The sequence below is a fragment of the Lysinibacillus sphaericus genome, assembly GCF_006864135.1.
Lineage (GTDB): Bacteria > Bacillota > Bacilli > Bacillales_A > Planococcaceae > Lysinibacillus.
In genome coordinates this window covers 319,103-331,233 of record NZ_SADV01000003.1, presented here as the reverse complement: position 1 = coordinate 331,233, position 12,131 = coordinate 319,103, and the positions used below count along the sequence as shown (strand labels likewise).

General features: G+C 37.7%; 8 protein-coding genes and 1 pseudogene. 7 read left to right on the top strand and 2 right to left on the bottom strand.

All coding sequences use genetic code 11. The features are described 5' to 3' along the window. Positions 1–9 precede the first annotated feature (9 nt). Positions 10–562: pseudogene (locus C7Y47_RS05860) on the bottom strand (delta-aminolevulinic acid dehydratase). A 435-nt stretch (positions 563–997) separates the two neighbouring features. Between C7Y47_RS05860 and C7Y47_RS05855 the strand changes: the two are divergent. Beyond that, positions 998–2,677, top strand: a complete 1,680-nt coding sequence (locus C7Y47_RS05855; RefSeq protein ID WP_142507890.1) for a methyl-accepting chemotaxis protein — start codon at positions 998–1,000, stop codon at positions 2,675–2,677. Between the two features lie 278 nt (positions 2,678–2,955). Next, entirely contained in the window at positions 2,956–4,917 is a 1,962-nt protein-coding gene (locus tag C7Y47_RS05850) for a methyl-accepting chemotaxis protein (protein WP_142507889.1), read from the top strand. 352 nt (positions 4,918–5,269) lie between these two features. Here the strand turns inward: C7Y47_RS05850 and C7Y47_RS05845 are convergent, their stop codons facing one another. Next, on the bottom strand, positions 5,270–6,664 hold the full coding sequence (locus C7Y47_RS05845; protein ID WP_142507888.1) for an alanine/glycine:cation symporter family protein: 1,395 nt from the start codon (positions 6,662–6,664) through the stop codon (positions 5,270–5,272). 601 nt (positions 6,665–7,265) lie between these two features. Between C7Y47_RS05845 and C7Y47_RS05840 the strand changes: the two genes are divergently transcribed. The 5 genes from C7Y47_RS05840 to C7Y47_RS05820 all read left to right on the top strand — a co-directional run bounded on the left by C7Y47_RS05840 (position 7,266) and on the right by C7Y47_RS05820 (position 12,080). Next, positions 7,266–7,964 (top strand): aspartate/glutamate racemase family protein, encoded by a 699-nt coding sequence (locus C7Y47_RS05840; RefSeq protein WP_142507887.1) that lies wholly within the window; start codon positions 7,266–7,268, stop codon positions 7,962–7,964. Between the two features lies 1 nt (position 7,965). Further along, on the top strand, positions 7,966–9,009 hold the full coding sequence (locus tag C7Y47_RS05835; protein WP_142507886.1) for a P1 family peptidase: 1,044 nt from the start codon (positions 7,966–7,968) through the stop codon (positions 9,007–9,009). A 499-nt stretch (positions 9,010–9,508) separates the two neighbouring features. Then, positions 9,509–10,201, top strand: a complete 693-nt coding sequence (locus C7Y47_RS05830; protein ID WP_142507885.1) for a M15 family metallopeptidase — start codon at positions 9,509–9,511, stop codon at positions 10,199–10,201. After that, positions 10,198–10,992, top strand: coding sequence for a M55 family metallopeptidase (locus C7Y47_RS05825; RefSeq protein ID WP_142507884.1), 795 nt, complete (start codon positions 10,198–10,200; stop codon positions 10,990–10,992). Before C7Y47_RS05830 ends, C7Y47_RS05825 begins: the two co-directional genes overlap by 4 nt. A gap of 23 nt (positions 10,993–11,015) precedes the next feature. Further along, a complete protein-coding gene (locus tag C7Y47_RS05820) occupies positions 11,016–12,080 on the top strand; it encodes a dipeptide epimerase (RefSeq protein ID WP_142507883.1) in 1,065 nt (354 codons plus the stop codon). Positions 12,081–12,131: the final 51 nt, after the last annotated feature.

The window sequence follows — 12,131 nt, the reverse complement described above, 5'->3', positions numbered from 1 at the left end:
GTTTATCTTCTATGCAAAATAAAGCTGATACTTTAAAGTCTCCACGTCAATCGATTTTGCGAGTTCTATGGCTTCCTGCTGTGTTCGCTTATTGGCAATGATTTCGTACATAAATCTTATAAGAAACATTAAATTTGCATTCCCATCTATATAATCATTCGGGCCTAAATATGAATGGCAACCACTTTTTAAAAATGCATTTGCTAGCTGTTTTTCACCTGAGTACAGCCAGAGGCAATAACCTTCACATCTTTTAATTTACAATAATTCGAGATCTCTTGAGGACCGAAAAATTCATCTCTAGGTTCATTTAACTCATAAATTTCTGGGCCTAGCTCTGGCATGCAAAAGCGTCCTTCATCCCGTGAAAGTTTAAAATTAAATAATCTATTTGATCATTCAAATCTTCCCCTGATAAAACATCAATAAAATCATTTGGTCTTCCTATTAAATGAAGTGTTACTCGAACACCAAATGACTCAAGTACTGAGCGTAATGCAAGAGATTCGACATAACAATTAGAGCCTACTACTAAACTCACATACAAATCTGGCTTACTCATTTTCTATTATTATAGTATACCTAAAATTGTTGGACCAATTAGATAACAGAAGCGTAGTGAATGTTTTTTCTTAAAACCGGTAGAATAGGATATTTTCAAAAATATTGATCAGTTCCATAACGAGGGGGGTGACTTCCGTTACGACTGGTAGCTTTGTGCTGACGCTTCGCTTTCGCGCAGAGCAAAGAATCCTGGGGGCGCCCGATGAAATGGTAACTCAAATTTTAGTGGGTGCTAAAAAACCCCCATAAATAGGGGCGTGCTTTGAAACTGCTGTTTAGAATTTAGAGAAGTCAAGGCATTTGGTGATATGTTTTATTTTTGTAAAATTTTTGTGTTAATTTATGATAAAAGACGCACTTATTATAGGGGGATAGGTAAATTTAGTCTATACTTTAAGTGGATTAACGTTTAGAGGGGGATAGAGGGAGTCGTATGAAATCAACGGTAGAACGAAAACTGCAATTTTCTTTTGGTATAGTTTTAGTCTTTCTTTTACTAATTACTAGTATTGCAATATATTTTTTAAATGATAATAAACAAACACTTGTGGAAATCGAAAAAAAGACGGAATTAATCAATTTGTATAATGATATTTCCTTCCAAACGGTTCGGGCAAACGCCGCTATTCGGGGGTATATATTATATGGTAAAGAAGACATGCTCAATAATCATCTCGAAATAAGAGATACTTTACATAAATCTATTCATCGTCTTGAAGAACTCGGACATAAAAATAAGGACTTTGAACAGTTTTTAAGGCAGTTAGAGGAATGGGAAAAGCCAATAGATGAACAAATTGTACCGCTTTTTCAAAGTGGGGAAAAACGGCAAGCACAGCAGTTGGCATTACCGATTTTAGGGAAAGGCTCTCTAAAGCTTGTGGAGTTTGGAAAAACGATGGCAACGGCTCAGCAGGATGAAATGCAGGCGCGTATAGAGGCGACAAAGCAAAAAGGCGACAACAGTGGCAAAGAAATTGCCATATTAGCAATTGTTTCCTTGCTTATAAGCATTATTATTACGACATCTTTTGGTCGTAGAGTCGCTAAAAATATTCAACAAACTGTAGTAGAAATGGACAAATTCTCAAAAGGCAATTTACAAACGCACCTGCAATTTAAAACAAAAGATGAGTTTGCGCAGCTGGCAGCTTCGTTTAATTCGATGTCAGAAAAGCTTAGTCATACTATGAAGCATGTCGCTAATTCATCTGAACAAGTAGCAGCAACTTCCGAGCAGCTCACAGCGAGTAGTATGGAAGTGACACAGGCAACAGAAGTTGTCTCAGAATCGATTCAAGATATTGCCCATGGTATTGAAGAACAGGATACATTGACAGGTGATGTACGTAACTTATCCTCCCATATTTTGAAAAAAATGAATGACATATCAACGAGTATTGATCATGTAAACGATGCAACAGTAGAAACTAAAAATATGGCTAGCATAGGACGTTCCTCAGTTCGTAATGTCATTGAACAGATGAATGAAATTGCGGGAAATTCAGCAGCGCTAAGTACACGTGTTAAAGACTTAGATGAAAATACTGCAGCAATCGTCTCAGCAGTCAATGTTATTAAAAATATAGCTACCCAAACAAATCTATTGGCTATCAACGCCTCTATAGAAGCAGCACGAAGCGGTGAGCATGGCAAGGGTTTTGCCGTAGTGGCAGAAGAGGTGCGAAAGCTAGCAGATGAATCGAATTTAGCAGCAGTAGATATTGAAAAGGTTGTTGTGCAAATTACTGAGGATACAAGAATAATCGAGGAAGACATGATCAATAGTAATGATTCTGTAAAAGTCGGTCGTGAAAAAGTAAATGTGGCAAGAGATAATTTCATGCAAATTGACAATGCCATTAATGATGTGCAAGCACAAACCGAATCAGTTACAGCAGCTATTCGAATGATCCATCAAGATATCGAAAAACTTGTAAAAGAAATCGACTACATTAGCGAAGTATCTATGGAATCAAGTAGCAATGTTCAAAGTGTTGCGGCATCCTCTGAGGAACAAAATGCAGCAATGGAAGAAGTAGCAGCGGCCTCTACACATTTGGCAAAAATGGCGGTTGACCTACAAGAATCGATTCAAGCCTTTAAATACTAACAACAATAGCCCCTATGTATCATAGTTAAAACGTGATACATAGGGGTTTTGTGTTTCGCTACATATTGAAGTTGTGTCAAGAATAGAAGAATTATGTTAAGAAAATCAAAAAAATGAAAAAAGGGGTTTGAATTTAAGTATTTCGTCCGATAAAAGCATAGGAAGAAAATTTAATCGATAAGAAGGGAAGGTTGCGAACCGAGGCGGTTTTCTTTTTTGAAACTGAATCGGATAAAACATATTTTAAAAACTTGTGAAAACAAAAGGAGAGCTATTGCATGAAACGATTATTTGGAAGCTTTAAGGGTAAGCTCTACACATTATTTGCTCTTATCTTACTAATCCCAGTTATTTCTGTAGGAAGCTTATCGTATCTTTCAGCAAAAAATTCGATAAAAGAAGAAATACTTTTTAGTGCGAATGAAAGTGTAAATATTTTAAATACGTTAATCGATAAAACAATTAGTGAAAAAGAAAACGACATCAATGTGTTTAGCGAGGAAATAGATTCTTCTATGTATGATCAGCAGGGATCAGCAGTACATACGAAATTTCAACAATATATAAAGCTACATCCGGATGTTCTGAGCATTTATCTTGGATCAAATGAGGGCTCATTATTTCTAGAACCAAAATCGAATAGCGCTGATTATAATCTTTTGGAACGAGACTGGTATAAAAAGGCTACAGCATTAAAGGGAGAAGTTTTAATTACGAAACCTTATATTGATGCTGGTACTGGAGATATGGTCGTAACCATTGCTCGTCAGGTAAAAGATCAATCTGGGGTAGTTGCTATTGATATAAAATTGACAAATCTTCAAAAAATATCTAGTTCTATTAGTATCGGAAAAAATGGATATCCTTCTATTTTTGATGAAGATAAATTGGTTATTTCACATCCTACTATTGAACCGGGTAGCGAAATAAAAGAAAGCTTCATTGACAAAATGTACGACAGCAAATCTGGCACGTATGATTATGTCTTTGACGGTGATGACCGAACTCTGTTCTTTACAACGAATGAACTGACAAATTGGAAAATCACAGGGACAATTTTTGCGAAGGAAATTGACCAATCAGCATCATCTATTTTGTATAAAACGTTTCTTGTACTAATCGCTGCAATTGTAATCAGTGGGATTGTATTCTTCTTTGTCATGAAGGCAATTATAAAACCGATTAAAGCGCTTAAGGATAGTGCAGTAACGATAAGTAAGGGTGATTTAACTGAAAAAGTGACGGTAAAATCTCATGACGAGATTGGACAGCTAGGACAAGCCTTTAACGATATGCAAGACAGTTTAAGAACTCTTATTCAAAAAATTGAACAAAATGCCGAAGAGGTAGCTTCGTCTGCAGAAGAGTTAACAGCCAATGCTAACCAAACGAGCATTGCTACAGAAAAAGTGGCCATCTCGATTCAAGATGTTGCGACGAGCGCTGATACGCAAACGACGAGTGCCAATAAGAATGCAGAATCGTTACAGGAGCTTTCGAAGGTTATTCTTCATATCGCGGAGATCTCTTCTACCGTGACGGATCTCTCACAGCATGCAACGCTACAGGCAGATGAAGGTGGAAAGGCAGTTCGAGATACAAAAGATCAAATGCATTCTATCCATTTATCAGTGACCGATTCAAATACGAAAATTCAAACATTACATGAACGCTCTAAGCAAATTACGTCTATTTTAGATGTTATTACAAGCATTGCAGATCAAACGAACTTACTGGCTCTTAATGCAGCAATTGAGGCAGCAAGAGCAGGAGAGCACGGAAAAGGCTTTGCAGTTGTTGCTGATGAAGTTAGAAAGTTGGCGGAGCAATCACAGAAATCTGCACAACAAATTTTCGAGTTAATCCATGGCATCCAGTTAGAAACCGAACAATCCGTAAACATCATGGCAAAAGTTACAGAGGATGTTCAAAATGGACTACATGTATCAGACGAAGCTATCACGAAGTTCCAAGTGATTAAGTCGAGTATGGATAAAATTACTCCTAAAATGGAAGAAGTATCTTCTGCATCTGAACAAATGTCAGCAAGTGTACAAGAGGTGACAGCTGTTACGGAGGATCTAGCATTCTCTGCACAAGGAAATGCAACTGCTTCAGAGGACGTTGCAGCATCTACAGAGGAACAATTAGCTTCAATGGAAGAAATTAATGCTTCTGCACAAGCTCTTGCGCATATGGCAGATGAGCTAAAGCAGCTAATTAGTCAATTTAAATATTAACTTCTTTCAGCAAATTGGCTTTTGTAACATAAGTGAAACGACAGTTACAAAAGTCTTCCACCTAAATATGTGGTGAGATGAATGCGGGGTGTCCAAACACCCGCTGAAATAAAGGAACTCAGGCTAAAACTTCACATCCTGTGAAAATGCCTGAGTGACCAACCTCGGTGTTGTTGCCGCTGCTGCTTCGCTTTTGCACAAAACACGTTGTTGCCGCTGCGATAGCACTACGCTTTCGCGCAAAAAACATTTGCAGGCGATTCTGGACGGCATTATACCGAGACATAATTGATTAGTATCAGACATAACAAAAAACGCCATTCCTCAAAAGAGGAATGGCGTTTGTCAATAATTATCGATCTTCTTCCCAGCAATCAGTATTTTTCAATGTTGGGATTGATTTTGCATAAAATACAGGGTTTTTGCCGTTTTTCTTTTGCTTTGTAAAGTCGTCTAACACGAGGAAGGCAATTTTACCAAGTAATATAATGATTGTAATATTGATTATAGCCATTAGTCCCATGAACAGATCGGCTAAGTTCCAAACAAGCTGTACTTGTGCAAGAGAACCAAACATCACCATAACAAGAACTAAAATACGGTAGCCAAACATCCAGCCTTTATGCGCATTCATAAACTCAATATTAGATTCACCGTAATAGTAATTTCCTACGATGGAGCTAAAGGCAAAGAAAATAATAGCAATAGCGATAAAGTAAGGAGCCCATGAACCTACATGTACAGCTAAGGAATTTTGTGTAAGAATAATTCCATCGCTTTCACCTGTATTATATAGACCCGCTAAAATAATGATAAACGCTGTTGCAGAACAAATCATAATTGTATCAAAGAATACACCTAAGCTTTGCACTAATCCTTGCTTTGCAGGGTGTGATGTATTTGCTGTAGCTGCGGCATTAGGAACACTACCTATACCGGCTTCATTTGAAAATAAACCACGGCGTACGCCCTGCATAATAGCAGTTCCGATTGCTCCACCAGCTGCTTCTTGAAGACCAAACGCTTCTGTGAAAATCAGCTTGAAAACGGCAGGTATTTCAGACAGATTTGTCACAACAACAAAAAGGGCTACAGCTAAATAGAAAACTGCCATCACGGGTACAAGTACTTGCGTAACTTTTACAATTCTATGTACGCCACCAAAAATAATCATGGCCGTTAACACAACTAACATAATACCAATGATATAAGGTTTAATATGGAATGCCTCACCAACAGAAGTGGCAATCGTATTCGATTGTACAGCATTAAAAATAAAGCCAAAGCTTAACGTTAAAAGAATACTAAAAATGATCCCTAATTTTCGTTGGCCTAATGCTTTTTCCATATAATAGGCTGGTCCACCACGGAACGTATCGCCATCCTTTACTTTGTACACCTGTGCAAGCGTACTTTCAATAAAGGCAGTCGCCATTCCTAATACGGCGATAATCCACATCCAAAATACTGCTCCTGGTCCACCTACTCCGATTGCTAATGCAACGCCTGTAATATTCCCAGTACCTACACGCGATGCTGCGCTAATCGTGAAGGCTTGGAACGGAGAAACACCTGAGTCTCCATCTCTTTTTTCCACTATTAAACGAAACATTTCAGGGAAAAGTCGAATTTGAACAAACTTTGTGCCAAAGGAAAAATAAAACCCTGCAGCTAATAATAATGTGATAATGAAATATGTCCATAAAATACTATTAGTCTCATTTACAATATTCGATATCCATTCCATTTTGTTTACCTCCAATCTCAATACGCTTCAGTTTACACTGTTTTTTTGTAATATATCCACTTTTTGAAAATACTGAATTTTAGAAAACGATTTTATTACTAAATATTTTTCCAATAGTTGAAATATCTAGTTCAACTGCAAGTACAGCGAAGGACTTACTTATACTTAGAATAGAAAAAGATTATGGTGATGTACCATTTGTCGAAACTTTACAGCGAGAAAATAATATAATGATGCAAAAGAAAAATGGATGTTGTAATAAAAGGAGGTTACGTATGTTATTTTATTTTTATATTGGCATTTTCTGCTGATGGATATGATGATTAGCATAGTTGCAAGAATTGTCACTTTTTTATTCCCTAAGTTTCCATCTATCGTTGTATTAATCATTAGTGATTTAATTGACTTTGTGTATCCTTTATGCATTGATTTTAAGGATGGTATTTACTTTTTTATTAGTATAAATGTTGTTGTTGCTTCTATACCCATCTTATTAATTAGATAGTGGCTATTTTGAAAAGAGAGGTTTAAAAACTTTTTGAAAATTTCCTTATTTAAGATAGAATGATTATATAGTAGTAAAATTAAAGGAGGAGTATGCGTGAAAACAATTGGTATGATTGGCGGTATGAGTTGGGAGTCTTCTGCAGAGTATTATCGTCTGATGAATGAAGAGGTAAAGCAGCAATTAGGAGGCTTGCATTCAGCAAAATGTATTTTATATAGTGTAGATTTTCAAGAAATTGAGCATTATCAAGCTGAGGGAGCGTGGGAAAAGGCTGGGCAAGTTCTTGCAGAGGCAGCGCAATCTCTGGAGAGTGCAGGGGCAGATTTTATTGTTATTTGTACAAATACAATGCACAAGGTTATTGATATCATAAAGGCAAAAATCACCATTCCAATTTTACATATAGCTGATGCGACAGCAAATCAAATAGAAAAAGCTAGTTTACAGAAAGTGGCCCTTCTTGGAACAAAGTATACGATGGAGCAAGATTTCTATCGAGCTAGAATAGAGGGATTTGGCATTGAAGTGCTTGTTCCGCTAGCTGAGGAGCGCGCTGAGGTCAATCGTATCATCTATGAAGAATTATGCTTGGGTCGAATTGAACAAGTATCGAAGGACTATTATTTACAGGTGATAGAGAATCTTGTGCAAGCAGGCGCACAAGGCATTATATTAGGCTGTACAGAGATTGGATTACTTATTAAACAAGAAGATGTGAACGTACCTATTTTTGATACAACAGTTTTACATGCACAGGCTGCTGTAAATTTGGCGATTCATAAGGAGGACTAATATGCCAAAAAAAGTACGAGAAATGGGAATCGTCATTGGCACATTATCTACTGGTGAGAAAAATTGTATTACTGATGTAGCTGGCGTGCGTGTAGGGCATGTAACACTTGATGAGAAAATGAATCAAGACGGCGCGCATGCTTGTACAGGAGTAACTGCGATTTTACCGCATGAAGGTAATATATTTCAGCAAAAGGTTACTGCTGCAAGCTATGTGTTAAACGGTTTTGGAAAAACGACTGGGCTCGTGCAGGTAAATGAGCTTGGGGTTATTGAATCACCAATTATGTTAACGAATACATTTGGCGTTCCAGCTGTAACACAGGGAACGCTGCAATTTATGCTAGATATGAATAGTGAAATAGGTCTTTCAACAGGAACTATTAATATCGTTGTTGGGGAATGTAACGATAGTTATTTAAATTCTATTCGGGAATGTCCCATTACACCTGAGCATGCCTTGGAAGCGATTCGCAAGGCATCAACTGAAACTGCAGAGGAAGGGGCAGTTGGTGCTGGAAAAGGAATGATGTGCTTTGGCTATAAAGGTGGGATTGGCTCATCTTCTCGAATTGTGATACATGGGTCAACGAACTATATGGTAGGCTGTATGGTCCTCAGTAATTTTGGGCAAAGCTCTGAGTTTTTAGCACACCAATATGTTGCTACTAACGGTCATAGCGAATCGACATTATCTCCAACAGATGGCTCCATTATTATCGTACTTGCCACAGATGCCCCGCTTAGTAATCGTCAATTGACACGTGTCATTAAACGCTGTGGCATTGGTCTTGGACGTACAGGCAGTCACTTTCCACATGGCAGTGGAGATATAGTCATTGGCTTTACAACAGCACATCGTATCGCTCATCAATCAGATCAGCTCGTCGAAACACGTATACAACTACGTGAAGATCATCCTATTATGAATCAATTATTTGCAGCAGCTGCAGAAGCAACCGAGGAAGCCATTTTAAATTCACTTTCACAGGCACAGACTACAATAGGTCGAAATGAACATAAAGTTGAAGCTTATCAATTTTAACTTTATATCCAGCAAGAAGGTTTAATAATAAAATTATTCAATGTCATATTCGTTCTTCAGTAAATGAAACGTCATCTTAGTGCGTGAAATAAAATAAAAATACATTTAGTTCGCCTGTTTACTAGAAATATCTAGAAGAGTTTACCTCCATTTTGATCAATATCAAAATGGAGGTTTTTTATAACCGAATAAGTCTGAGTTTAATTCGCCATTTTTTATTATCTTTCGGTAATCTTCTATCCCATTTGTGAATAAAATTCCTAATAGGTGAAGAAACATTGTCGTTCGACTTCTTGCATAAATTAATTGATGAATGTTGATTGAAACGCAGAGAATAGCTAGTACTCTGTAATATTTCTGTTTTTATCTAGTCAATAAATATAAGGTATGATACATTCATTAAAAACTGAATTATCCAAAAATTTATCGAAATCTGAAAGTGGAGGTGTGTACTATACATGACGCTATTTTTTATCCCATTGAAGTAAATAAAACTTCAATGAGGGACTCAACGCCAGCAATTCGTGAAAATGGAGAGCCATTCATTCAAACCGGAGAAGAACATTCGAGGATTTTTGTTAATCCCATTTACTATCATCAAAAAATACCAAACAATTTACAAGCGATTTATGTACGTCAGGGTGTGTATGAGCGATTAACACAAGCGCTATTATTATTGTCTAAAAATTATAGCCTTATTTTATATGATGGCTATCGGCCGTTCCAAGTGCAGCAATTTTTGTTTACGAGTTTTTCAAAGCAAATCGCACAGAGTTTTCCGCATTTTACTGAGCAAGAGATTGAAAGAGAAACGAGAAAGTATGTTGCGTTTCCTAGCATTGAACATGCTCATCTTGCTCCTCATTTAACAGGTGGAGCGATTGATGTGACACTAGGTGATTTAGATGGTAACGCTTTAAATTTAGGTACGGCTTTTGATGAAATCAGTGAAAAGTTTGCGACACGTTATTTTGAACAACATCCAGAGGAAGATTGGGAAGCCTGTGTTCATCGACGTCTTCTATTTAACTGTATGACAATGGTTGGGTTTACGAATTATTCGGAGGAATGGTGGCATTACGATTTTAATAATGTTTCATGGGCCGGACGTGTAGGTGCACAAGAAGCTAGTTATGGAGCTGTGGAAGCAAAAATTCAAGACAATAAAGTAAAGGAGTTTCGATTGCTATGAAGGTCTATATTAGTGCAGATATTGAAGGGATTACTGGCACAACAGCTTGGAGTGAGACGGAGCTAAACGCGCCAGATTATCAGTTTTTCCAAAAGCAAATGACAAAGGAAGTAGAAGCCGCTATAGAGGGGGCTATTCTTGGTGGAGCGACAGAAATTTTATTAAAGGATGCTCATGATTCAGCACGTAATCTTGATATTTCTAATCTACCAGTAAATTGCAAGGTTATTCGTGGGTGGACATATGACCCGATGTGTATGGTTGCAGGACTTGATAAGAGCTTTGATCGCGCCATTTTTATTGGCTATCACAGTAAAGGAGGAAGCGCGCGTAACCCTTTAGCACATACGCTTTGTGTTTTTGCTGATGTGAAAATTAATGGTGAATATGCAAGTGAATTTTTAATTAATACGTACGCGGCTGCTTTACATGGTGTTCCCGTTTCGTTTGTCAGTGGAGATGTGGGGTTAACAGAGGAAATTCAATCTATTAATGATAGCATCATCACATTTGCCACGAAAGAAGGGATAGGAAATGCGACCATTAGCGTGAGTCCACAGCTGACGATTATGGAAACGAAACGACTTGTTGAGGATTCGATGAAGGTGGCACGTGAAGATTTACAAGTGACATTACCAGAGCGCTTTGTAGTGGAAATCATTTATCGTGATCATACACGAGCATATCGAAATTCTTTCTATCCGAATGCTACGTTTAAACCACATAATACAGTGGAATTCGTAACGGGTGATTTTTATGAGGTGCTTCGACTTTTACAGTTCTTAACATAAGTAACTTAAAGGTAGGTGAATGGATGAAAATTAAAAATATTGTCGTGGGGAAGGTAGAGGCACCGCTAATAACACCGTTTAAAACAGCTTTAAGAACAGTTCATAGCATTCACAACATTGCCGTCTATGTTCACGCTGATGATGGGCAAATAGGCATCGGTGAAGCGGCACCGACTGCAGCTATTACTGGCGAAACACTAGGGTCTATTTCTCACGCTATAGAAGAGTATATTAAGCCAGCCATTATCGGAATGGATATTGAAGAATTAACGGAAATCATGGAGCGCATTGACAACAGTATTTATCAAAACACTAGTGCAAAAGCTGCGGTAGATATGGCAATTTATGATTTATTTGCAAAACACTATCAAACACCTCTGTATAAATTATTAGGGGGCTATAGGAAAGAATTAATAACAGATATTACGATAAGTGTAAATGATGCTGAAGAAATGGTGAAGGATAGTATAGCCGCCGTACAGCGTGGTTTTCAAATTTTAAAGATTAAGGTGGGGAAAGATCCAGCAGATGATGTAGAGCGAGTTGTTGCTATTCGTGATGCAGTTGGACACGCCATAACATTACGGGTTGACGCGAATCAGGGCTGGACACCGAAGCAAGCTGTACAAATTATTGGTGCACTTGAAGATGCTGGTGCAAATGTTGAATTGGTTGAGCAGCCTGTTCATTGCCATGATTTAGGAGGGATGCAATTTGTAACGGCCAATACATTGACAAATATTTTGGCAGATGAAAGTGTTTTCTCTGCAAAAGATGCCTATACAATTATCGAAAAGCGAGCTGCAGATTTGATTAATATTAAGCTCATGAAAACAGGAGGCATTTATCAAGCGCAGAAAATTTGCCACATTGCGGAGGCGAACGACATACCATGCATGATTGGTTGTATGCTAGAGACGAAAATTAGCGTTAGTGCCGCTGCTCACTTTGCCGCATCACAGAAAAATATCACGATGGTAGATTTAGACGGTCCTAGTTTATGTTTGAAAGATCCTATTGTTGATGGACCTATATTTGAAAATGATCGAATTAGGATGACGAATGCAGTTGGGTTAGGATTTTCGTAATAAAGTGTTGCTTTAATCAGGGAGGGTTCGTCCCCCTACTGACGGCTTAAT